Origin of the sequence: Allochromatium humboldtianum (genome assembly GCF_013385175.1) — a bacterium.
Classification (GTDB): domain Bacteria; phylum Pseudomonadota; class Gammaproteobacteria; order Chromatiales; family Chromatiaceae; genus Thermochromatium; species Thermochromatium humboldtianum.
Genome location: NZ_JABZEO010000007.1, coordinates 90,049 through 111,861 on the forward strand (window position 1 = coordinate 90,049; position 21,813 = coordinate 111,861).

Sequence of the window (21,813 nt, forward strand, 5' to 3'; positions counted from 1 at the left end):
ACCGCCTGAGGCCACTCAAACCGCGTTCGTTGCGTCCAGATTTAGCACAAAAGCGACTTCGAATCCTTTAACCAGGTCTCGTTCGGGCACGATCGTCGACGAGGCTCGCTCATTCCCCATCGCTGATGAGCGTTCCATGCACCTCGACCCGGTTGCGCCCGCGTTCCTTGGCTCGATAGAGCGCCTCGTCGGCGCGCCGGATCAGGGACTCATGATCCGGATCCTGGGCGCCGGCCGGCTCCTCGGCCACGCCGATGCTGATGGTGACGATCCCTCGCGATGAGGCCGGATGCCACATGCCCAGACCAGACACCGACTCGCGAATCCGCTCCGCCACCCGTAGCGCACCCTTCAGGGTCGTATTGGGCAGCACCACGACGAACTCCTCGCCGCCATAGCGGGCGCAGAAGTCAGAGCCGCGTTGAAGGCTCTCGCGCAGCAGATCGGCCACGGCGCGCAGACAGCGATCGCCGGCCTGATGGCCGAAGGTGTCGTTGTAGCTCTTGAAGTCGTCGATGTCGCAGATCAGGAGCGCCAGCGGAACCTGCTCGCGCCGTCCGCGCCGCAGCTCGTGCACCAGATGCTCGATGAAGAAGCGCCGGTTGGGGATGCTGGTGAGGGCATCGAAGACGGCCTGACGGCGCAGATCGCCATAGGCGCGCGCCAGCATTCGGCCCAGGAGCAGAATGAACACCACGCCCGCCACCCCCACGAGCGCATGACTGACCACGAGTCCCTTCCAGGGAATGGGGGTGAGTGTCGGCAGGGTGACGCTGATGCCGCCACGCACGTTACCGAGTTCGTAGCCCTGCTCGGCATGACACTTGAGACAGGGCTTCTCTGTGATCAAGGGGGCCATGTAGTGATAGCCTTCCTGATCGCCCTGGCGATAGAACTCGACCCATTCCTTGGCCCCCTGTTCGAAGGCGCGCAACGCCTCGACCTCCCAGGGATGGGGGGTATTCTGTGGTCGAATGGGTTTGAGGCTGGTGATGTGGAACTGCACGCCCGAGCGCTCGGCGGCCAGCTCGGCGAGGACGCGCGTCATGTAGGCCGGATTGACCTTGGTGAGCGTCAAACCCTCGTCGACCCGGATCTCGCGGCGCGGATCCTTGAGATAGGGGTTGGGCGGCGTCTCCGGCGTGACCGGCACATAGACACCCTCGTGCCGGGCGTTCCAGCGGCGTGTGATCAGCAGCAGATCGAAGAAGGAACGCGCCGACTCGCGCGCCAGCGCCTCCCGATGGCGCTCGGCCTGATGCAGATTCCAGCCGAGCGAGCCGGCGACGATCAGCAACCAGAGCGCCACCACCAGCAACAGGTTGAAACGCGCGCGCAGGGCCGCGTGGAACAGGCCGAACCTGTCATAGGCGCCCGCCTCGTTGGACGGGTCATGCGGAGCCTCGAGGGCGCGATTGGACATGCGTTGACATCAGGACGAGTTGGGTGAGAACGACGACCGCAAAAACGCCTCGGCTCGACAGGCCGGACGAAGCCCCGGATAATGACCGGAACGCACCCTCGGGATGCACTTCAGGCACGCTGTCATGCGGACATCCCAAAATATGGTCTCGATCATCGGCCGTCTTTCAATCCTGGCGGTCGCCGCCCTGTCGATCGGATTTCTGTTTCACTGGATGCGGACTCAAGGGCCGGGCTCCGGCCAGGTAACGCTGGAACTGTCCGCACCGCCGGTAGGGGGTGATTTTACACTGGATTCGGCGTCCGGCCCGGTGCGTTTGAGCGATCTGCGCGGACAGGTGGTGCTGGTCTATTTCGGCTACACGTCCTGTCCAGACATTTGCCCGACCAATCTGATCTACATCGCCAACGCCCTGCGTTCACTGCAACCGGCCGAGTCGGCACGCACCCGCGTGCTCTTCGTCAGCGTCGATCCGGAGCGCGACGACCCGGAGCGTCTGGCGGGCTATGTCGCCTATTTTCATCCCAACATCCTGGGACTCACCGGCACCCCCGAGCAACTGGCCGAGATCGCCGGGCGCTATGGCGCGGCCTATCGGCGCGTCGACGACAGCGGCTCGGCCATGGGCTATCTGATCGATCACTCGGCTTTCACCTCTGTGGTCGACCCAAGCGGGCGTCTGGTCGAGACGCTCGGCCACGCCAGTGCGCCCGAGACCATCCAGGCCGCGATCCGCAAAGCGCTCGGCCCCGAATCCTGATCGACACAACGGAGACCTTCGAGTATGCACCTGATCCGTACCCTGTTCGCCGGCGCGCTCCTGTCGAGCGCCAGCCTCACGCTCAATGCCGCCGGTCTGGAGGTCGGCGATCCCTATGTTCGCGCCGTGCCGCCCGGCCAGCCGAACAGCGCCGCCTTCATGACGCTGCACAACACCGGCAGCGAGGATCGCGCCCTGATCGGCGCCGAGAGCCCAGCCGCCGAGACCGTCGAGCTGCACACCCATGTCGAAGAGGACGGCATGATGCGCATGCGCCGCATCGAACGCATCGCCGTGAACGCGGGCGAGACCACGACGCTGGCGCCCGGCGGACTCCATATCATGCTGATCGGACTCAAGTCCGAGCTGACGCCTGGCCAAACGGTCGAGCTGACCCTGATCCAGGACGACGGCGAACGTCTGGCGATCCAGGCTCCCGTGCGCCGGATCGAGGCGATGTCGCCCGCCATGAAACATTGAGCCGGCGGCGCGAAGCGTTCGGGGTCGGCTCATCGGCCGATGAGAGAACTCTTCGCGCCGGCTACGGTCTATCCGCGAGTTCGATCCGGCCGTTCGCCCCCTGAAACACCACGGAATCCAAGCATCCGGTTTGACCCGAGGGTCGAGCGTCTGATATACATTGCCGGATTTTCCCACCCCAAATCCACAGCTCGTCGGTCGCTGACGTGATCCGGCCGCGAACACGAACAACATTTAGGCACTCGCATGAAGAAGACTTGGCTGACAACGGTTTCAGTGGCGGCGGTTTTGGCGAGCGGTCTGGCGCAGGCCGCCGAGGAACTCCAACCGGCGGACCCCGCGCGGGGCGAGACGAAGGCCAATACCATCTGCATGGCGTGCCACGGCCCGCAGGGCAACAGCGTCGTGCCCCTCTGGCCGAAGCTCGCCGGCCAGCATCCCGAGTACATCATCAAGCAGTTGACGAACTTCAAGGCCGGAGAGCGCTACAACGTCCAGATGACGCCCATGGCGATGCCGCTGACCGAGCAGGAAATCCTCGACGTGGCCGCCTATTTCTCGACCCAGACCCAGAGCGGCGGTCAGGCCGATCGTGAACTGGCCGAAAAGGGCGAGGCCCTCTATCGCGCCGGCAATCCCGCGACCGGCGTGCCCGCGTGCAGCGCCTGCCATGGTCCGGCCGGCATGGGTCAGGGCCTGTCGAAGTTCCCGCGCGTCTCCGGTCAGCACGCCGACTATGTCAAGCAGACCCTGGAGTATTTCCGCAAGGGTGAGCGCGCCAACGATCCCAACGGCATGATGCGCGGCGTGGCCGCACGCATGACCGACCAGGAGATCGCCGCCGTGTCGCAGTACATCCAGGGCCTCTCGAAGTAACACCGCCCCTCGAACGGATGGACGGAAAAGGCCGCGCATCGCGGCCTTTTTCACGCTGAGCCGGACGCTATCCCCCGCCCGTCTCCCGATCACAGCGCCCCAGGATTCGCCATGACCCTCGATCCCGCCGTGGCCGGACGCTTCGCGCGTCTGCGCTGGACCATCTACGTCATCCTCGTCCTGGCCTATATGACGGCCTTCTTCCATCGCATGGCCCCCGGCGTGGTGTCGGCGGAGCTGATGGCGGCCTTCCAGACCAGCGGCGCGGCGCTCGGCTCGCTGGCGGCGATGTACTACTACATCTATACCGCCATGCAGATCCCGGCCGGGGTGATGGCCGATACCCTGGGGCCGCGCGTCGGGGTCACGCTCGGCTGTCTGGTGGCCGGGGCCGGGTCGGTGCTGTTCGGGCTGGCCGAGACCTTCGAGACGGCCTCGATCGGGCGCCTGCTGGTCGGGCTCGGGGTGTCGGTGATCTTCGTCGGGCTCATGCGCTCCAACACCATCTGGTTCAGCGAGCGCGTCTATGGCGCCATCAGCGGACTGACCCTGCTGCTCGGCAATCTGGGCGCGATCCTGGCCGCCGGCCCGCTGGCGCTGGCGCTCCAGGCCACCTCCTGGCGCAACGTCTTCATCGGCATCGGATTGTTCTCAGTGCTGATCGCATTGTTGTCGATCCTGTTCGTGCGCAGTCGGCCCGAGGACGCGGGGCTGCCCTCGGTCCGGGAGCTGGAAGGACTCCAGCCGCATCCGCCGCGCGAACATCACTGGCTGCCGGAACTGCGTCGCGTGCTGACCACGGGCGCGGTCTGGCCGAGCTTCTTCGTCATGTTCGGCGTCACCGGCAGCCTGCTGGCCTTCGCCGGACTCTGGGGCGTGCCGCTGATGCGCGACGGCTTCGGACTGGATCGAACGGCCGCCTCGCTCTATACCACGGTCGCGCTGAGCGGATTCGCGCTCGGCTGTCTGGCGATGGGGGCGTTCTCGGATCGTCTGGGACGACGCAAGCCGGTCATCGTCGGGGCGAGCGCGCTGTCGCTGCTGCTGTGGCTGGCGCTGATCCTGCTGCCCTGGGGACCGGGCTGGAGCGGGCTGCTGCTCTATGGTCTGCTCGGACTGGTGGCGGGCGGCTTCGTCGTCGGCTATGCGGTGGCGAAAGAGGTGGTCGCGCCTGGGGTGGCCGGGATGTCGATCGCCCTGGTCAACACGGGGCTGTTCCTGGGCGCGGCCATCATGCAACCGGCCTTCGGCTGGGCCATGGATCTGACCTGGGACGGGGCGCTGATCGAGGGAGTGCGGGTCTATGCCCTGGCCGACTATCGCAACGGACTCTGGCTCTCGGCCGGATTCGCCGCCATCGGCCTGATCGCCGCGCTCTTCGTGCGCGAGACGGGCTGCCGCAACATCACGTTGAACGAGCGGCCTGCCTGAAGGCTTCAGACTCCAGGGGTCATTCCGACGGCTCCAGCCAGTTCACGACCAGTTCCTCGGGCGTCAGCGGACGGTCGTAGAGATAGCCCTGCCCCTCGATGCAGCCCTCGCGAAACAGGAAATCGGCCTGTTCGCGCGCCTCGATGCCCTCGGCCAGCACCTCGAGTCCCAGGGTGCGGGCCAGGGCAATGATGGCGCGCGCAATGGAATCGTCGTTGACGTCCTGCGTCAGCCCCTCGACGAAGGAGCGATCGATCTTGAGCCGGTTCAGCGGCAGACGCTTCAGATAGGACAGGGACGAATAGCCGGTCCCGAAGTCGTCGATGGCCAGGGTGACGCCGAGCGCGCGCATCGCGTTCAGGGCGCGGATGGCCATCTCGGCATGGCGCATGAGCTTGGACTCCGTGACCTCCAGCTCCAGACGCGCCGGGTCCAGTCCGGTCCGCTCCAGGATCGCGGCGATCTGGCCGGGCAGTCGCGACCGCTCCAGTTCGCGCACCGACAGATTCACGGCCAGACGCGGCACGTGCAGACCGGCGGCATCCCAGTCGACCATCTGGCGACAGCCCAGTTCGAGCACCTTCAGACCCAGGGTATCGATCAGTCCCAGATCCTCGGCCATGGGAATGAAGAGCGTCGGCGAGAGCAGACCGAGCTGCGGATGACGCCAGCGACAGAGCGCCTCGACCCCGATGAGCTCGCCCGTGGTCAGATCGACCTGCGGCTGGTAGTACAGGACGAACTCATCGCGCTGCAGGGCCAGACGCAGATCGTGCTCCAGACGCAGTCGCTCGGCCGCCCCTTCCGACATGGTCGGCTCGAAGAAGCTGAACCCGTTGCGGCCCGCCTTCTTGGCCTGATACATGGCGATGTCGGCATGACGGACCAGGGTCTCGAACTCGCGTCCGTCGCTCGGATAGAGGCTGATGCCGATACTGACCGTGACGAAGAACTCGCGTCCCTCGACCTGAAAGGGCCGGCCGAACTCCTCCATGACGCGATCGACGAAGTGCGCGACGAAACGCGGCGCCGGGATGTCCTCCAGGATGACGACGAACTCGTCGCCGCCGAGCCGGGCGATGGTGTCGACGGTGCGGATCTGCGCCGACAAGACCTCGGCGACCCGACACAGCAGGGCATCCCCGACATGATGGCCCAGGGTGTCGTTGACCTCCTTGAAGCGGTCCAGATCCAGGAACAGGAGCGCGAACTGACGCCGATACCGCCTGGCGCGCTGCAGGCATTGCTCCAGACGTTCCTGGAAATAGGCGCGGTTGGCCAGACCCGTGAGGGCATCGTGGTGGGCCAGATAGTCGAGCCGCTCGCTGGTCTCGCGCAGACGCCGACGCTGGCGCACTGCCTCGGTGCGATCGATGATGGCACAGACGTAGCGCCGCGCCCCCTGGTCCAGACTCGGGATCTGGGCGATGTGCAGATCGCCGATGAAATCCTCATCCGACCTGGAGCGAAAGCGGACCTCGGGGATGACGGTCGAGCTGTTCTCGGCCAGCTCGCTCCAGACATCGATGACGGTCTCGCGGTCGGACTCGGCGATCAGGCGCGCGAAGAAGTGTTGATGGAAATGCGCGCCGCGCAGGTGGAACAGGCGCTGCGCCGCCAGATTGGCCTCTTGGATCAGCCCCTGGGGGTCGATCACCAGCTCGGCGATCGGCAGGGTGTTGAAGAAGGAGGTGAAGCGGTCCAGGGCCTCCTGGATGCGGTGCTGGCTCTGGGCCAGCTCCTCGTTCTGGATCTCCAGCTCGGCCTGATAGATGCGCAGATTCTCGATCAGGGCCGCCGGCCCCGGATCCTCGTGACTCAGGATCTCCTCGGCCAGATCGAAACGCCGTGCGCGCAGCGCGGCCAGCGCACGCTCGCGCAATCCGTCCGCTGGCTCGCCGAGTCCATCCTCGGTCGGATCGGGCCGTGGAGGCGGTCGGCTACTCATGCCCGCGATCAGCCCAGTCCGTGATATTGATGTGACTGACGACGACACCGGCGCGGACATGCCGGATCGGCGCGACATACATCAGATACCACTGCCTCCCGCCATCGGACGGCGCCGAATATTCCAGACAGAACGAGGAGCGTTCACCGGCCATCACCTGCTTGATGCCCGCCAGCGTATCGCCGGCATGGGGCGCGCTCGCCAGACGTCCGTCCTCGCAGGCGGCGAGATAATCGGCTCCGACACCGATCTCCTTGAGTTCGGGGTCGCCGTGTGCGCGTGCGAAGTCGCGCCAGGCGTTGTTGACCATGGTGACGACGCCCTTGTTGTCAAGCACGGCGACATGCTCGGGCAGCGAGTCGAGCACGGCCTGAAGGTGCTCGATGTCGCGCAGCGTGGTGACGTCGACGAAGGTGGCGACCGCCCCGCGCGGTTCGCTGGTACGCACCGCATAGGGCAGGACACGGACCAGATACTGACGGTTGTTGGCGGCCTTGATCTCGTGTTCGAGCATCTCGCCGCGCGCGATGGTCTGGCGCAGATCCGTGATGAACTCCGGGTACTGGAGCAGATTGGTGAAGTCGTCGATCGGGCGGCCCAGATCGCCGTCGCGGATCTTGAACAGGGTCGTGGCCTCGGGTGTGAAGCGGGTCAGGCGCAACTGCGAGTCGACGAAGATGGTCGCGATCGAGGCGGCCTTGGCCATGCTGTCGAGATCGGCATTGAGCCGGTTGAGGATCTCGATCTTCTCCTGATTCTCGGCGTTGACCGTGTAGAGTTCCTCGTTGACCGATTGCAGCTCCTCGTTGGAACTCTGCAACTCCTCGTTGGAGGCCATGAGTTCCTCGTTGGTCGCCTGAAGCTCCTCGTTGGCGGTCTCCAGTTCCTCGATCGTGGCCTGGAGGCTTTCGCGGGTGGCCGCCAGTTCGCGCTCCAGGTTCTCGATGCGCTGGCTGGTCTCGCGGTCGAGGCTGATGGTCTCGATCGCCCTGGAGGTCTCGCCGTCGATGATGCGCAGCGTACCCGGCTCCGGCGGCATCACGTCGTCCGGGCCATAGCTGGTGACGGGTTCGAAGGACAGCAGCAGATGCAGCTCGCCGCCCGGCGGCTCGACCGGACGCGCCACCAGACGCAGCCGCTCGCTGCGGTCGTCGGCGAGCGCCAGACCGATGATGTCCGAGCGCAAGGGCACCCGATCGCGCGCGGCCTTGTAGAGCAGCGCCTTGGCGACGGCGACCAGCGAGCCGGGCAGCAGCTTGGACAGATCCAGACTGACACTGCCCTCGCCGATGCGCAGATAGGGGCCGACGTCGCCGAAGACGTGCAGCAGGTCGTGACGCTGGTTGAGCAGCAGACTGGTCGGCGCATAGCCGTGCAGCAACTGCCCCTGAGCGGCATCGATGGCGGCGGCGTCGGTGGCCACGCCACGGGTGCGCACGCCTGGACGCGGCGGCGCGGGCACGATGGTCGTCTGGCGCGTGCGCGGCGGATTGGCCGCGTCCAGCGGTAGCGACACATGACGCAGGATGCGATAGATCTTGTGCTTGGAGCTGACCGCCGTGAAATCGGTGTGCAGGTTGGCGATGGTCTCGCTCGGGCCGAGGAAGAGGAAGCCGCCGGGCGCCAGGGCGTATTGCAGCCGGCGCAGGGCGCGTTCCTGGGCCTCGGGCCGGAAATAGATCAGCAGGTTGCGGCAGGAGACCAGATCCATCCGGGTGAACGGCGGATCGTCGAGCAGGTTGTGACGGGCGAAGACGATGCTCTGGCGGATCTCGGTCTTGACCACGAAGTGGTTGCCGCGCTTGATGAAGAACTGCTCCAGACGCTCAGGCGAGATCTCGGCGGTGATGGCCTCGGTGAAGACGCCGGCGCCGGCGACCTCGATGTTCTGCGGCTCGACATCGGTGGCGAACAGCTTGAAGTTCGGCCAGCGGCGCGCCTTCTCGAACGCCTCGGCGAAGAGGATGGCCAATGAATAAGCCTCCTCGCCCGTGGCCACGCCCGGCACCCAGACCCGGATCGGCTGGTTGCCGTTGTGGTCGCTGACGATGGTGCGCACGGCGGTCTCGGCCAGCACCTCGAAGGCGTCCGGGTCGCGGAAGAAGCTGGTGACGGGGATCAGCAGTTCGCGTCTCAGGGTCGCCAGCTCGCCCCGGTCGGCGCTCAGCAGCCGCACATAGTTGAGCAGGTCCGGGGTCTGGCGCACCTGCATCCGGCGCTCCATGCGCCGCATCACGGTGGCCGGTTTGTACTCGCGGAAATCGATGCCGCCCGAGTGCTGCAACAGGTGCATGACTTCTTCATGCGCGCTGTCGCGGTCGATCTCCATCGCCATCGAAGGCGGGCGCACCTTGGGCTGGGGGCGCTGATGGATGTGGTCGAGCAGACGCGGCCCGATCTCCTCGGGCGGCAGGATGGCGTCGACCAGACTGGTGGCGATGACGCTGCGCGGCATGCCGTCGAACTTGGCCGTCTCCGGATCCTGGGCCACCAGGAAACCGCCGGCGTCGTTGATGGCCACCGCACCGCGCGTGCCGTCCGAGCCGGTGCCGGAGAGGATGACGCCGATGGCGTGATTGCCGAACTCCTTGGCCAGCGAACTGAAGAACAGATCGATCGGCAGGGTCAGCCCACGCGGGTTCTTCGGACTCAGGCGCAGCACGTCACCGCTGACGGTCATCAGACTCGCCGGCGGGATCAGATGCACCCGATTGGCCTCAATGCGCATGTCGTGCTCGACCGTCACCACCGGCATGGGCGTGTGACGCGCGAGCAGATTGCCCATCATGCTCTTATGGTCGGGCGACAGATGCTGGACGACGACATAGGCCGCCCCCGTATCTGTCGGCAGTCCCTGGAAGAACCGCTCCAGGGCATCGAGTCCCCCGGCCGAGGCGCCGATGGCCACCACATAGCCATCGAATCGACCGGGGATCGATACCTGATTACCCTCTCCCGCCGCTTTCGGGTCGCTGGACATACCACTAGGCTCCTGTCTGCTGTTCGTGTCGAACCGCATTCACGATGACAGCATGGTTTCGAGAGCCTGCCAGTCCGAGCACCGCCCCGGCAACTGTCTTCAGCAACGCGATTCGAGTATCCGGCCCATTATAGGCGAACCCCGTGCAGGTCAGTTCCGGATGCTCGCCGGTCGCGCCAGGGCCAGACCATCGATCACCTGCATGGCGCCGATCCCGACCAGACCGCCGATCAGCATCGCCAGATAGAGCACAGCGACGGGTTGTTCGATCAGGGCGAATGTGAGCAGCGCCAAGCCTGCTCCCAGCTCCAGGACACCGCTGCGCCAGAGGGGCGTGCGCGCGGTCTTGCGGTCGCGGGCCTTGGGCGTGCGCACGAACTCGGTGCGATGACCCAGCAGCGCCTCCAGTCCGCCGCGCGCGTTCGACAGCAGCAATCCGCTCGTCAGCGCCAGGGCGCCCAGGATCTCGATCGCCGTCCGGCGTACCCCCTCATCGCGCCCAGCCATGGTCAGAAACATGATGGGCGCGGCAAAGCCCAGGACGGAGGTCACGGAGGCCACGACGCTCAGTCCGGCGCCGCCGACCACGGCGCCGGCCATGAAGGGCAGTCCCATGATCAGACAGGCCACGCCGACCACGAAGGCCAGCGGCTGCCCGATCTGGAAGCTGATCATGATCTTCTGCCAGACGGGCAGACGCCGACTGCGCCAAACCATCGGCGTCAGCTTGATGAAGCACTGCACGAAGCCCTTGGTCCAGCGGAATTGCTGTACCCGCCAGGCACGCGCCGAGGTCGGCAGCGAACCGGGCACGACCAGATCGCCCATGAAGCCCGAGCGCCAGCCGGCAAGATTGGCGCGCAGACTCAGATCCAGATCCTCGGTGAGGGTGTCGCCGTCCCAGCCGCCGGCCTCGTCGATGGCCGCACGACGCCACAGCCCGCAGGTGCCGTTGAAGGGCAGCGGCAGACCCAGACGCCAGCGCGCTTCCTGTTCGACGCCGAAGTGCGAGTCGAGCAGACGGGCCTGGATGCGGGTGAGCAGACTCTCGTCGCGATTGAGATGACCCCAGCGGGTCTGGACATAGGCCAGATCGGGGCTGGCGACGAGCGCACCGACCGTCCGCTGCAGGAAGTCCGGCGGCGGGATGAAGTCGGCGTCGAAGATGGCCACGAAAGGCGCTTCTGAGCGCTCCAGTCCGGCGGCGAGCGCCCCGGCCTTGAAGGCGGTGCGCTGGACGCGGTGCAGGAGTTCGATGTTCACCCCCTGCTGTTTGAGCGCTGCCACGGCACGCTGACTGATGGCGAGCGAGCCGTCGATGCTGTCGTCGAGCACCTGGATCTCCAGACGGTCGCGCGGCCAGTCGAGGCCCATGACCGCCTCCAGGATACGCTCGACCAGATCGCCCTCGTTGAAGAGCGGGAGCTGGACCAGGACGCGCGGGCGTTCGGCGTCGGTGAGCTTGGCTACGGAGAGCGGCCGGCCAGGCATGAAGCGGCGCGCCAGGGTCAGCGCGACCAGATTGAGCGAACAGAGTGCCAGAATGACGAGGCCGAGTATCAGGTAGTACTCGACCGAGGTTTCAGCCGCAAGCATGGCTTGAATTCCGCTGGGTGAGGGATGGACTGGAGACAGAACGAACACCGGATCCAAACCGACCGCGAGCGGCCGAGAGGCTGCCGCCTCTATCCGATGTCTCTTTAAGAATCATCGACGGGGGCCGGAATGCGCCCCCTGGACGTGACGAATGTCTTGCTGCGATCAATGGCGATACAGCATAGGTTGGTCGCTTGCCGACAGCAAGTCCGGCACACAATAAATTACAGTCAGGACTCCCGAAACGCTGACCGGCGCGCGACTCGCGACGCACTCACGCAAACGCCCTCGGGAGCGAGGGCGTTCTCAGTCGCGAGACTGGCGCGAGCGGCCAGAGTCAGCCTTCGCCGGTGATGCGCTCGTACTTGGCGCGCAGCTCGTCTTCGGTCTCCTCGTGAGAGGGATCCTTGATGATGCAGTCGACGGGGCAGACTTCGACGCACTGAGAGGTCTCGTAGTGGCCGACGCACTCGGTGCAGAGACTGGGCTCGATCACATAGGTCTCGTCACCCTGCGAGATGGCGCCGTTGGGGCACTCGGGCTCGCACACATCGCAATTGATGCACTCATCGGTAATCATCAGGGCCATCGGAATACTCCTTGCTGGTTCTTTACGAAATCTGGCTGGGGTTGTGTGGCGTAGATCTTATCCAAACCGCGCGCGCAATGCAGCCTGTACCGTCGGGGTGACGAAGGTCGAGACGTCGCCCCGGAGCCGGGCGATCTCGCGCACCAGCGACGAAGAGATATAGGCATACTGCTCGGCCGGGGTGAGAAAGAGCGTCTCGATGTCGGGGGCCATGCGCCGGTTCATGCCGGCGAGCTGGAACTCGTACTCGAAGTCCGAGACGGCCCGCAGGCCGCGCATGATGACCGAGACCCCGAGGTTGCGCGCAAAGTTCACGAGCAGGCCCTCGAAGGGCAGGATCTCGACATTGGGGTGATCGGCGACGCTGCCGCGCACCAGCTCTACCCGCTCCTCGGTCGAAAAGAGCGGCATCTTGCCGGTATCGGCGGCAACGGCGACCACGACCCGGTCGAACAGACGCGCTGCGCGATGGATGAGATCCACGTGCCCATTGGTGATGGGATCGAAGGTTCCTGGATAGACCACGGTGCGCAAGCGTTGCTCCTCAGTTGGCCTGCCCGACGGGCGGCGGTTGGACTCAGTGGTCGAGCGTGACACGGCCAAGACCGCCGTCGGACCACCGGCGCGCAACATAGCACAAACCGCTCGGGCTTACCGAAATGACAGAGCATCGCCCAGCCGGCCCGAGCCGATGAGCAGTGCGGAACCCGAACGCTCGTCGGTCCAATCAGGCCGAGCCGATCCTGGCCAGACCGTAACGCACCTGACCGGCCGTCTTGTCGCGGATCAGCTCCCAGGACGCGGGCAGCGGCGGAAAGCCGATCTGAATCGGGGCTTCAAGATAGATCCGTGCCTCAGGGGCCAGCCAGCCATGTCGGTCGAGCCGCTCGATCGCCGGGGCGAGCAATCCCTCGGCGAAGGGCGGATCGAGAAAGACCAGATCGAACGGCTCGCCGTCACGCTCCAGCCAGATCAGGGCATCAGCCTCATGGACCTGGAGATCGGCGGCGTCGAGCATCCCGGCATTGGCGCGCAACTGACGGGCGACGACGGCGGCACGCTCGACCATCACCACCTTGCCGGCGCCGCGCGAGAGGGCCTCGAAGCCGAGCGCCCCGCTACCGGCGAAGAGGTCGAGACAGCGCGCGCCCTCGATCAGGGGCGCGACCCAGTTGAACAGCGTCTCGCGCACCCGATCCGAGGTCGGGCGCAACCCTGGTTGATCGGGAAAGCCCAGACGGCGGCCGCGATGGCGACCGCCGATGAGACGCAGCTGATTGGACGAACGATCCTTAGTGCGTGCCACGGGCCAGTGACACCTGCTCGGTTGCGGAACCCGCTTCGACCTGCGTCGATGAGGCGCCGACCGTGACGATGGCCAGTCGCTCGGGATGAACGCGCCGCGCGAAGGCGTCGCGGATCTGCTCGGCCGTGACCGATTCGATGCGCTCGCGGAAGCGGTCGAGATAGTCGAGCGGCAGGTCGTAGAAGCCGATCACGGCCAGATACTGCACGATGTTGCTGTTGCTGGCGATCTTGAGCGGGAAGCCGCCGGTGATGTTCTTCCTGGCCGCCGTCAGTTCCTCCTCGGTCGGTCCCTGGTCGATGAAGCGCTTGAGCGTGTCGAGCATCACGGCACGCGCCTGCTCGGCCTGATCGTTGCGGGTCTGGAGCGACATCAGGAAGGGGCCGGGCTGGGCGAGCGGCAGGAAATAGCTGTAGGTGCTGTAGGACAGCCCGCGCTTCTCGCGAATCTCGTCCATGAGGATGGAGACCAGACCGCTGCCGCCCAGGATGTGGTTGCCGACATGGAGCGCGAAATAATCGGGGTCGCCGCGACGCATCCCTGGCTGACCGGCCAGCACCGTGGTCTGGCTCGACGGGAAGTCGATCGATTTCAGGATCGCGTCGGCGAGTTCGGGCACGGGGGGCAGGGGCGCGGCCGGCTCGCCGCTGGGCAGTCCGGAGACCAGTCGCCTGGCCAGCGCCTCGGCCCCGGCGCGGTCGAGAGCGCCGACGATGGCCAGCACGGCGTTGGAACCGACATAGTGACGGGCATGGAAGTCAGCCAGTTCGGCACGCTTCAGATCCGCGATCGATTCGGGTGTCCCTGAGGGGTCGGAGGCATAGGGATGGCTGCCGAAGACCGCGCGATAGAGCGCCTTCTGCCCGACACTGCGCGGCGACTCATCCTCCTGACGCAGGGCGACGAGCCGATTCTGGCGCACGCGCTCCAGTTCGCCCGGCGCAAAGGTGGGGCGCGCGATCAGGGTCGCGAAGGTGTCGACAGCGGTGTCGAAGGCCGGCTGGCGGGTCAGGGTGCGCAGCGCGACCGTCGCCATGTCGCGATCGACGTCGGTGCTCAGGACGGCGCCGACCCCATCGAGCCGGTCGGCGATGGCATCCGCGTCCCAGTCGCCCGCGCCCTCGCTGAGCATGGCGGCCGTCATCGAGGCCAGACCGGAACGCTCGCCGTCGCGTGCGCTGCCGGCGGCGAACACCAGACGCACGTCGACCATGGGGATCTCGGGCGCGGCGACGAAGAGCACGCGCGTCCCATTGTCGGTGTTCCAGGTCTGGATCTCGGGCGTGGCCTGGGCCAGCAGCGGGCTGGTGAACAGAAGGGTTCCGGCGAGCCAGGCCGTCAGGCGACGCGCGGCGCGATCGATGCGGTCGGACTGTCGTTCAACGCACATGGGTCGATGCTCCCAGTTGAGTGTTGGCGGCGGCCTGGGTCTTGGACTCCAGGGGTTGCGGGTCGAGGATGGCGACCGTCAGCCGCTCGGGGGTCAGATATTTGCGTGCCACGGCCTGGATCTGCTCGGGCGTCACCTCGGCGAGCCGGTCGACATAGGTATCGGCCAGACGCCAGTCGAGTCCGATGGTCTCCAGCAGACCGATCTGCATCGCCTGATAGAAGAGTGAATCGCGCTCGAAGACCTTGGCGGCGATCACCTGATTGCGCACCCGCTCCAGTTCGGCCGGGTCGACCGGCTCGGACTGGACGCGCGTGATCTGCTCGCGCAGAGCCGTTTCGAGCGTCTCGGCGGTCTGGCCCTTGGCCGGCACGCCCTCGAACAGGAACAACCCCGGCAGACGCTCGAAGGCGCGATAGCCGGCCCCCGCCGAGGCCGCGATCCGGGCGCCGCGCACCAGCTCGCGTGACAGACGCGCACTGTCGCCGCCGTCGAGGATCGAGGACAGCATCTCCAGTGCATAGGGTTCCCAAGGCTCGTCGGCATCGGCCAGCGAAGGCGTCTTGTAGCCCATCAATACATAAGACTCCTTGGCGGGAGCCTGGACGCGCAGTCGCTTTTCGCCGAGCTGCTCGGGTTCGGCTCGGGTCTTGGGCGGACGGATGGTCTCGGCGGCCAGCGGGCCGAAGTGTTTCTCGGCCAGGGTGAAGACCTGCTCGGGGTCCACATCACCCGCGACCACCAGGATGGCGTTGTTGGGCGCATACCAGAGCCGGTACCAGTCGCGCACGTCGTCCAGACCGAGCTGCTCCAGATCGCCCGGCCAGCCGATGACCGGATTGCGATAGGGCGAGGCGTCATAGGCGGCGGCGCTGAAACGCTCATAGGTCAGTGACTGCGGATCGTCGTCGGTCCGCATGCGCCGTTCTTCCTTGACCACTTCCAACTCTTTTAGGAATTCCTTCTCGCTGAGCTTGAGATGCCGCATCCGCTCGGCCTCCAGCTCGAAGGAGACCTCAAGCCGATCATTGGCCAGATTCTGGTAGTAGGCCGTGTAGTCGCGCCCGGTGAAGGCATTCTCCTCGCCGCCGTTCTCGGCGACGATGCGCGAGAACTCGCCCGGCGCCAGACGCTCGGTACCCTGGAACATCATATGCTCGAGAACGTGCGAGACGCCGGTGATGCCGCCGTACTCATAGCTCGACCCGATGCGGTACCAGACCTGTGAGGTCAGGATGGGCGCGCGATGATCGGGTTTGACCAGGATCTTGAGTCCGTTGTCGAGCTGGCGCTCGTGGACCTCGGTCGCGGCCAGGGTCGCGAGGGACGGCAGGAGCAGGACCGGAAGCAATAAGCGTGGGACGATCGATCGTCTTGGCATGAGCAATGATGAACCCTTGGCTGATTTGAACTGGATGCGCTTCGACCCGCGCCCGATCGATAAGGTTCGGGGCGATCGAGCGGACGATCTGGTAGCATTGGGGGCCGAACTCAATGGCCGAGCGCCACCCACCCGATCATCGACCCTGAAGCATCACCCTATGTTCCGTTTCGGAAAAAAACAGGAGACGCCCGACCGGGCAGCTCCGGCTTCAAACGCCCCCGAATCGAGCGCGGCCAAGCCGGATCCGGCGCCGCGTGACGCTTCTCACGCCCAACCGGCGAGCGAGTCCCCGGCACCCAAGAAGCCCTGGTTCGGCAAACTCTTTCGCTCGAACAAGCCGGTGGTCGCCGAGCTGGAACCGACCGCGACTCCCGAGCCAGCGCCTGTCGCCGCCGAACCCGCACGCGAACCGTCGCCGCCGAAGACTCGACCGGCGTCGTCCAAGCCTGTGGCGACCAGGGCACCAACCAAGGCGCCCGAACCCTCGACCCTCGTCAGCGCCCAATCTCAGGTCGAGCCCGGCTCCGAGCCGGAGACCGCGCCCAAACACAGCGCACTGGCACGTCTGCGCGAACGTCTCTCCAAGTCACGCACCCAACTCGGCGGCGGACTCGGCAGCCTGCTGCGCGGACGCCGGAAGATCGACGACGACCTGCTCGAAGAACTCGAGACCCTGCTCATCACCGCCGATGTCGGCATCGAGACCAGCACACGCCTCATCGCCGATCTCACCGCGCGGGTGAAGCGCAAGAAGATCACCGACCCCGAAGCGCTGCTCGCGGCGCTCAAGGAGGATCTGCGCGCCATCCTGCGCACTGTCGACGGTCCGGTCAAGCAGCCCGCGCCCGGCAAACCTCAGGTCGTCCTCATGGTCGGCGTCAACGGCGCCGGCAAGACCACCACCATCGGCAAGCTCGCCAAGCGTCTGCAAGAGGACGGCAACAGCGTCATGCTCGCCGCCGGCGACACCTTCCGCGCCGCCGCCGTCGAACAGCTGGAGACCTGGGGCGAGCGCAACGGCGTGCCGGTCGTCGCCCAGCACACGGGCGCCGACTCGGCCTCGGTGATCTTCGACGCCCTCCAGGCCGCCACCGCGCGCGGAGCCGACGTGCTGATCGCCGACACCGCCGGCCGACTGCACACCAAGACCAATCTCATGGACGAACTCTCCAAGGTCGCGCGCGTGCTCAAGAAGCTCGACCCCGAGGCGCCGCACGAGGTGATGCTGGTGGTCGACGCCACCACGGGCCAGAACGCGCTCAACCAGGCCGAGCACTTCCATCGCGCCGTGGGTCTGACCGGCATCACGCTCACCAAGCTCGACGGCACGGCCAAGGGCGGTATCCTGTTCGCCATCGCCGAGCGGCTGGGAGTACCGATCCGCTTCATCGGCGTGGGCGAATCGATCGAAGATCTGCGCCCCTTCGATCCCGACGAGTTCGTCGAGGCCCTGCTCGGCTAGCACGCCCGGAAATCCTGCGAAGAGGTGTGAGCGACTGATGATCCGCTTCCAGAACGTCTTCAAGCGTTATCCCGAGCGCGGTGAGGCCCTGTCCGCCATCGATTTCGAGATCCAGACCGGCGAGATGGTCTTCCTGACCGGACACTCGGGCGCCGGCAAGAGCACCCTGCTGCGTCTGATCGGGCTGCTCGAACGTCCCTCGCGCGGACAGGTGCTGGTCAACGGCCGCAACCTCGGCACCCTGCCGCGCCGCGAGATCCCGCAGCATCGCCGTCAGGTCGGCATGATCTTCCAGGATCATCGATTGCTGCCGGACCGCACCATCTTCGACAACGTCGCCCTGCCGCTGGTGGTCACGGGCGTCCATCCCAAGGAGATCGGTCGCCGGGTACGCGCGGCACTCGATCAGGTCGGTCTGCTCAAGCGCGAGCGCGCCACGCCCATGGCACTCTCGGGCGGCGAGCAGCAGCGCGTGGGCATCGCGCGCGCCCTGGTCGGTCGCCCGCCGGTACTGCTGGCCGACGAGCCGACCGGCAATCTCGACCCGGATCTGTCGCGCGAGATCTTCGAACTCTTCGAACGCTTCAAATATGTCGGCGTGACCCTGCTGATCGCGACCCATGATTTCTCGCTGGTCAGCGATCTGCGCCATCGCACCCTGACCCTGGACGAGGGTCGACTCACCCGCGACACGGGGGCCTGGTGAGCATGGCCAGACGCGTTCATCCACGCCCGCCCCGCGCCTCGCGCATCCGCACACCCAGGTTCCTGGAGCGCCCTGGGATCTGGTTCAACCAGCATCTGCAAACGCTCATCGAGACGCTGGGCCGGCTACGCGCCAATCCCGTGCCCTCGACCATGACCGTGGCCGTGATCGGCATCTCGCTCGCCCTGCCCGCTGCACTCTATGTGTTGAGCGAGAATCTGCGCGCCATGGCCGGCGGCTGGGATCAGACGGCGGCGATCTCGCTCTTCCTCGATCTAGAGATCGACGACCGGAAGGCGGCGGATCTGGCCGAACGGCTCAGAGCTTGGGAGGAGGTCGCGCGCGTCAACCTCATCACGCGCGATCAGGCGCTGGCCGAGTTCCGCGATCTGGGCGGCTTCGAGGATGCGCTCGACAAGATCACCAAGAACCCGCTACCGAACGTGCTGGCCGTCTATCCGACCCCCGAGCACGCCGAGCCGGAGCGACTGGCAGCCGTGCAGGAACGCCTCCTGGATCTGCCCGAGGCGGATTTCGCGCGCATGGATACCCTGTGGCTGCAACGTCTGCAAGCGATCCTGGATCTGGTTCAGGTGGTCGCGCTACTGCTCGGCGGTCTGCTCGGGATCGGCGTGCTGTTGATCGTGGGCAACACCATTCGACTGGAGATCCTCAACCGACGCATCGAGATCGAGATCATGGAACTGGTCGGCGCCACGGCGGCCTTCATCCGCCGGCCCTTTCTCTACACGGGCGCCTGGTACGGCCTGCTGGGCGGGCTGACGGCCTGGTTCCTGGTGACGCTGGCGATCCTGGTGCTACAAGGCTATGTCTCGCGACTGGCCTCCCTGTATCACAGCGAGTTCAGGCTCGCGGGGCTCGGGTTCGTCGATACCGGCTCCATGCTCGGCGCCGGTATGCTGCTCGGACTCATCGGTAGCCGGCTGGCGGTCAACCATCATCTTCAAGGTGCCAAGCCCGCCTGAGGCTCTATGGCGCGTGCGACTCGGCCAGTCGCACGCCCTCCGGCAATTCGATCCGCATACTGATCGGCAGATGATCCGAGAGCGCATAGTCGACCACGCGCGCCGCGACGACCTCGATCGGGCGTGACACAAGGATGTGATCGAGATTGTGGCGCGGGCGCCAGCTCGGGAAGGTCTTGAGTTCGCAATCCAGACCGCGCATCCCGGAGCGGCGGACCATGTTGCGCAACCCTTTGGAGTTGCAGCCGCAGTTGAAGTCGCCCATCAGCACCAGATAGGGGTAGGTATGGGCGAGTTGGCTCAGATACTCGAGCTGGAGCCGGCGCGCGTTCCAGCCGAGCGCCAGATGCACGATGCCGATGGCCAAGACCCCGCCGTCGTCGAGCGCGAACTCGGCCACCACCACGCCGCGTCCGGGCAACCCCGGCAGACGATGCTCGGTGATGCAGACCGGACGCGGACGGGCGAGCAGACCATTGCTGTGCTGGGCGAAGGGCGCCAGATTGCGGTTGATCTGACGATACCAATGTGGAAAAGCGCCCTGAGTGGCCAGATACTGGGTCTGGTCGACATAGGAACTGCGCAGACTGCCGGCGTCGACCTCCTGCAACCCGACCACGTCGAACTGACGCAGTAACTGGGCGATGCGCGCCAGATTGGCCAGACGCCCGGGATGGGGCAGCAGATGCTTCCAGCTATTGACCAGATAGTCGCTGTACTGACGCGACTCGATGCCGGCCTGGACGTTGTAGCTGAGCAGATTCAGTTGGCGCATGTCGCTGTTCCGACCGGCAGCGGCAGTTGGCGCGGACACTGGATGCGCAGTCGCTTGTAGCGTGCCTGCTCGCCGCTGAGGATCTCGACCTGCGACAGGGTCACGTCGAAAGCGTCGGCGATGAAGCGTCGTAGCGCCTGATTTGCCTTGCCCTCGACCGGCGGCGCCTTGAGCCTGACCCGATAGTAGTCACCGCTCGGGTCCGGCTCGACGAAGGCGTCCTTGGGTGCGCGCGGCTGCACCCGCACGCGCAGTTCCAGATCCTCGCCGTCCCAGCGATACCAGCTCACCGCCGCCGGTCCGTCAGAAGGGACTGGCGACCAGCCATTTGAGCGGCGGGATCAGCAGCATGTTGAGCAGCACCAGACCGATCATGACCAGCATCGGCGAGAGATCGATGCCGCCGATCGGTCGGATCACGCGCTGGGCCGGACGCATCACGGGCGCGGTCAGCCGGTCGAGCAGGGCGGTCGCCGGATTGTAGGGGTCGGGATTGACCCAGCTCAGGATGACCCGGATCAGGATCGCGAACAGGAAGATGTTGATGAAGAGTTCGACCATGCTCGGGATCGCCCAGCCGAAGGCGCCGAACAGCGAGCGGTCCAGTCCGACGACCAGCGCCATCAGCCCCAGCTCGACCGCCGACAGCAGCCAGATCAGCACCAGCGCCGCCAGATCCAGGCCGCCATAGCCGGGCACGATCCGGCGCAGCGGACGCAGGACCGGCGTGGTGATCCGCACGACGAACTGCGAGATGGGATTGTAGAAATCGGCCCGCACCCATTGCAGCAGGAAGCGCAGCGCCACCACCGCGATATAGAGCCCGAACAGAGTCTGGATCAGAAAGACCAGCGGGTCGAGCAGATAGGAACCTGTCATGGGGCCTCCGAGAGTGTTTTCGACAGCTCGACGGCGCGATCAAGCGCCGCGCGCGCGGCGCGTTCGACCAGGGCGCGCAGGTCGGCCTCGTCGAAGACCGCGAGCGCGCGCTCGGTGGTGCCGCCGGGCGAAGTCACTTGCTCGCGCAGGCGCGCCGGCGGATCGGCGCTCTCCATGGCCATCTTGGCCGCGCCGAGTGCGGTCTGGATGGTCAGTAGCCGTGCCGTCTCGCCGTCCAGGCCCAGTTCGATCGCGGCCTGCTCCAGCGCCTCCATGAAGAGGAAGAAATAGGCTGGACCGCTGCCCGAGATGGCCGTGACCGCGTCGATGTGCGATTCGTCCTCGACCCAACGCACCAGACCCACGGCGCGCAGGATGGTCTCGGCGCGGTTGCGGCCCTCGGTGTCGACCTCGGGGCTGGCGTGCAACCCGATGGCGCCGGTCTGCACCATGGCCGGGGTGTTGGGCATGGCGCGCACGATCGGCAGGGGCGCGCCGAGCCAGCGCTGAATGGTCTGTTCGGGCACGCCGGCCATCACCGAGACGATCAGCGGACGCCGATCGGCCAGGAGCGGCGCGAGCTCGGCGCAGACCGAAGCGGCCAGCTGCGGCTTGACGCAGAGCACCAGGGTCTCGGCCTCGGCGAGCGCCTCGGCGTTGCCGGCGAGTGCGCGCACGCCGAGACTGGCCTGCAGAGCATGACGCCGTTCGGGACTGGGGTCGGAGACCTGGATGGCATGCGGCGCATAGCCGTCGGCGATCAGACCGGCAATCAGACTGGTGGCCATGTTGCCGCCACCGATGAAGCGAATGTTGGCTGTACTCATGTCAACGGCTACGGA

Annotated in this window: 20 protein-coding genes; 7 read left to right on the forward strand and 13 right to left on the reverse strand. The window is 66.1% G+C overall.

Annotated features, from left to right (window positions below):
* Positions 1 to 109: 109 nt before the first annotated feature.
* Positions 110 to 1,423 (reverse strand): GGDEF domain-containing protein, encoded by a 1,314-nt coding sequence (locus HW932_RS11830; RefSeq protein WP_176976695.1) that lies wholly within the window; start codon positions 1,421 to 1,423, stop codon positions 110 to 112.
* Positions 1,424 to 1,547: 124 nt separating this feature from the next.
* Between HW932_RS11830 and HW932_RS11835 the strand changes: the two genes are divergently transcribed.
* The 4 genes from HW932_RS11835 to HW932_RS11850 all read left to right on the forward strand — a co-directional run bounded on the left by HW932_RS11835 (position 1,548) and on the right by HW932_RS11850 (position 4,970).
* A complete protein-coding gene (locus tag HW932_RS11835) occupies positions 1,548 to 2,183 on the forward strand; it encodes an SCO family protein (RefSeq protein WP_246296791.1) in 636 nt (211 codons plus the stop codon).
* 24 nt (positions 2,184 to 2,207) lie between these two features.
* Positions 2,208 to 2,663: a copper chaperone PCu(A)C gene (locus HW932_RS11840; RefSeq protein WP_176976697.1), complete on the forward strand. Its 456-nt coding sequence runs from the start codon at positions 2,208 to 2,210 to the stop codon at positions 2,661 to 2,663.
* Between the two features lie 246 nt (positions 2,664 to 2,909).
* The gene (locus tag HW932_RS11845) at positions 2,910 to 3,539 is read left to right on the forward strand and encodes a c-type cytochrome (RefSeq protein ID WP_176976698.1); all 630 of its coding nucleotides are present in this window, start codon (positions 2,910 to 2,912) and stop codon (positions 3,537 to 3,539) included.
* Positions 3,540 to 3,650: 111 nt separating this feature from the next.
* Positions 3,651 to 4,970: an MFS transporter gene (locus tag HW932_RS11850; RefSeq protein WP_176976699.1), complete on the forward strand. Its 1,320-nt coding sequence runs from the start codon at positions 3,651 to 3,653 to the stop codon at positions 4,968 to 4,970.
* Between the two features lie 19 nt (positions 4,971 to 4,989).
* Here HW932_RS11850 and HW932_RS11855 read toward each other — a convergent pair whose 3' ends face one another.
* The 8 genes from HW932_RS11855 to HW932_RS11890 form a co-directional block, all read right to left on the reverse strand.
* Positions 4,990 to 6,918 (reverse strand): putative bifunctional diguanylate cyclase/phosphodiesterase, encoded by a 1,929-nt coding sequence (locus HW932_RS11855; RefSeq protein ID WP_176976700.1) that lies wholly within the window; start codon positions 6,916 to 6,918, stop codon positions 4,990 to 4,992.
* Positions 6,911 to 9,898 carry a chemotaxis protein CheB gene (locus HW932_RS11860; RefSeq protein ID WP_176976701.1) on the reverse strand — a complete coding sequence of 996 codons (2,988 nt, stop codon included), beginning with the start codon at positions 9,896 to 9,898 and terminating at the stop codon, positions 6,911 to 6,913. The genes HW932_RS11855 and HW932_RS11860 overlap by 8 nt, the downstream gene beginning before the upstream one ends.
* Positions 9,899 to 10,048: 150 nt before the next feature.
* On the reverse strand, positions 10,049 to 11,494 hold the full coding sequence (locus HW932_RS11865; RefSeq protein WP_176976702.1) for a glycosyltransferase family 2 protein: 1,446 nt from the start codon (positions 11,492 to 11,494) through the stop codon (positions 10,049 to 10,051).
* A gap of 337 nt (positions 11,495 to 11,831) precedes the next feature.
* Positions 11,832 to 12,083, reverse strand: a complete 252-nt coding sequence (locus HW932_RS11870; protein ID WP_012972054.1) for a YfhL family 4Fe-4S dicluster ferredoxin — start codon at positions 12,081 to 12,083, stop codon at positions 11,832 to 11,834.
* Positions 12,084 to 12,140: 57 nt separating this feature from the next.
* The gene (gene coaD / locus HW932_RS11875) at positions 12,141 to 12,617 is read right to left on the reverse strand and encodes a pantetheine-phosphate adenylyltransferase (protein ID WP_176976703.1); all 477 of its coding nucleotides are present in this window, start codon (positions 12,615 to 12,617) and stop codon (positions 12,141 to 12,143) included.
* A 193-nt stretch (positions 12,618 to 12,810) separates the two neighbouring features.
* Positions 12,811 to 13,389, reverse strand: coding sequence for a 16S rRNA (guanine(966)-N(2))-methyltransferase RsmD (gene rsmD / locus HW932_RS11880; RefSeq protein ID WP_176976704.1), 579 nt, complete (start codon positions 13,387 to 13,389; stop codon positions 12,811 to 12,813).
* Positions 13,376 to 14,779 (reverse strand): M16 family metallopeptidase, encoded by a 1,404-nt coding sequence (locus HW932_RS11885; protein ID WP_176976705.1) that lies wholly within the window; start codon positions 14,777 to 14,779, stop codon positions 13,376 to 13,378. Before HW932_RS11885 ends, rsmD begins: the two co-directional genes overlap by 14 nt.
* Positions 14,769 to 16,160: a M16 family metallopeptidase gene (locus HW932_RS11890; RefSeq protein ID WP_176976706.1), complete on the reverse strand. Its 1,392-nt coding sequence runs from the start codon at positions 16,158 to 16,160 to the stop codon at positions 14,769 to 14,771. Before HW932_RS11890 ends, HW932_RS11885 begins: the two co-directional genes overlap by 11 nt.
* Positions 16,161 to 16,320: 160 nt before the next feature.
* Between HW932_RS11890 and ftsY the strand changes: the two genes are divergently transcribed.
* From ftsY to ftsX, 3 genes are read left to right on the forward strand one after another with little or no spacing between them, the layout of a single operon-like run.
* Positions 16,321 to 17,625: a signal recognition particle-docking protein FtsY gene (gene ftsY, locus HW932_RS11895; RefSeq protein WP_176976849.1), complete on the forward strand. Its 1,305-nt coding sequence runs from the start codon at positions 16,321 to 16,323 to the stop codon at positions 17,623 to 17,625.
* A gap of 37 nt (positions 17,626 to 17,662) precedes the next feature.
* Positions 17,663 to 18,331, forward strand: coding sequence for a cell division ATP-binding protein FtsE (gene ftsE, locus HW932_RS11900; protein ID WP_176976707.1), 669 nt, complete (start codon positions 17,663 to 17,665; stop codon positions 18,329 to 18,331).
* A gap of 2 nt (positions 18,332 to 18,333) precedes the next feature.
* Positions 18,334 to 19,317 carry a permease-like cell division protein FtsX gene (ftsX, locus tag HW932_RS11905; RefSeq protein ID WP_176976708.1) on the forward strand — a complete coding sequence of 328 codons (984 nt, stop codon included), beginning with the start codon at positions 18,334 to 18,336 and terminating at the stop codon, positions 19,315 to 19,317.
* Positions 19,318 to 19,321: 4 nt separating this feature from the next.
* On the opposite strand, the gene HW932_RS11910 is transcribed toward ftsX, so the two are convergent.
* Genes HW932_RS11910 through proC form a run of 4 tightly spaced genes read right to left on the reverse strand, consistent with a single transcriptional unit; the run spans position 19,322 to position 21,798 of the window.
* Positions 19,322 to 20,092 (reverse strand): endonuclease/exonuclease/phosphatase family protein, encoded by a 771-nt coding sequence (locus HW932_RS11910; RefSeq protein WP_176976709.1) that lies wholly within the window; start codon positions 20,090 to 20,092, stop codon positions 19,322 to 19,324.
* The gene (locus HW932_RS11915) at positions 20,080 to 20,382 is read right to left on the reverse strand and encodes a DUF167 family protein (protein WP_176976710.1); all 303 of its coding nucleotides are present in this window, start codon (positions 20,380 to 20,382) and stop codon (positions 20,080 to 20,082) included. Before HW932_RS11915 ends, HW932_RS11910 begins: the two co-directional genes overlap by 13 nt.
* A gap of 13 nt (positions 20,383 to 20,395) precedes the next feature.
* Entirely contained in the window at positions 20,396 to 20,971 is a 576-nt protein-coding gene (locus HW932_RS11920) for a YggT family protein (RefSeq protein ID WP_176976711.1), read from the reverse strand.
* A complete protein-coding gene (proC, locus tag HW932_RS11925) occupies positions 20,968 to 21,798 on the reverse strand; it encodes a pyrroline-5-carboxylate reductase (protein WP_176976712.1) in 831 nt (276 codons plus the stop codon). Before proC ends, HW932_RS11920 begins: the two co-directional genes overlap by 4 nt.
* Positions 21,799 to 21,813: the final 15 nt, after the last annotated feature.

What these genes read in the sequence shown, in the direction of transcription:
- HW932_RS11885 (WP_176976705.1), bottom strand. Translation starts at nt 14,779, where the DNA reads ATGTGCGTTGAACGACAGTCCGACCGCATCGATCGCGCCGCGCGTCGC.
- ftsE (WP_176976707.1), top strand. Translation starts at nt 17,663, where the DNA reads ATGATCCGCTTCCAGAACGTCTTCAAGCGTTATCCCGAGCGCGGTGAG.
- HW932_RS11920 (WP_176976711.1), bottom strand. Translation starts at nt 20,971, where the DNA reads ATGACAGGTTCCTATCTGCTCGACCCGCTGGTCTTTCTGATCCAGACT.
- HW932_RS11910 (WP_176976709.1), bottom strand. Translation starts at nt 20,092, where the DNA reads ATGCGCCAACTGAATCTGCTCAGCTACAACGTCCAGGCCGGCATCGAG.
- ftsX (WP_176976708.1), top strand. Translation starts at nt 18,334, where the DNA reads ATGGCCAGACGCGTTCATCCACGCCCGCCCCGCGCCTCGCGCATCCGC.
- proC (WP_176976712.1), bottom strand. Translation starts at nt 21,798, where the DNA reads ATGAGTACAGCCAACATTCGCTTCATCGGTGGCGGCAACATGGCCACC.
- HW932_RS11890 (WP_176976706.1), bottom strand. Translation starts at nt 16,160, where the DNA reads ATGCCAAGACGATCGATCGTCCCACGCTTATTGCTTCCGGTCCTGCTC.
- HW932_RS11855 (WP_176976700.1), bottom strand. Translation starts at nt 6,918, where the DNA reads ATGAGTAGCCGACCGCCTCCACGGCCCGATCCGACCGAGGATGGACTC.
- HW932_RS11830 (WP_176976695.1), bottom strand. Translation starts at nt 1,423, where the DNA reads ATGTCCAATCGCGCCCTCGAGGCTCCGCATGACCCGTCCAACGAGGCG.
- HW932_RS11860 (WP_176976701.1), bottom strand. Translation starts at nt 9,898, where the DNA reads ATGTCCAGCGACCCGAAAGCGGCGGGAGAGGGTAATCAGGTATCGATC.
- HW932_RS11850 (WP_176976699.1), top strand. Translation starts at nt 3,651, where the DNA reads ATGACCCTCGATCCCGCCGTGGCCGGACGCTTCGCGCGTCTGCGCTGG.
- ftsY (WP_176976849.1), top strand. Translation starts at nt 16,321, where the DNA reads ATGTTCCGTTTCGGAAAAAAACAGGAGACGCCCGACCGGGCAGCTCCG.
- HW932_RS11840 (WP_176976697.1), top strand. Translation starts at nt 2,208, where the DNA reads ATGCACCTGATCCGTACCCTGTTCGCCGGCGCGCTCCTGTCGAGCGCC.
- HW932_RS11835 (WP_246296791.1), top strand. Translation starts at nt 1,548, where the DNA reads ATGCGGACATCCCAAAATATGGTCTCGATCATCGGCCGTCTTTCAATC.
- HW932_RS11870 (WP_012972054.1), bottom strand. Translation starts at nt 12,083, where the DNA reads ATGGCCCTGATGATTACCGATGAGTGCATCAATTGCGATGTGTGCGAG.
- HW932_RS11865 (WP_176976702.1), bottom strand. Translation starts at nt 11,494, where the DNA reads ATGCTTGCGGCTGAAACCTCGGTCGAGTACTACCTGATACTCGGCCTC.
- HW932_RS11845 (WP_176976698.1), top strand. Translation starts at nt 2,910, where the DNA reads ATGAAGAAGACTTGGCTGACAACGGTTTCAGTGGCGGCGGTTTTGGCG.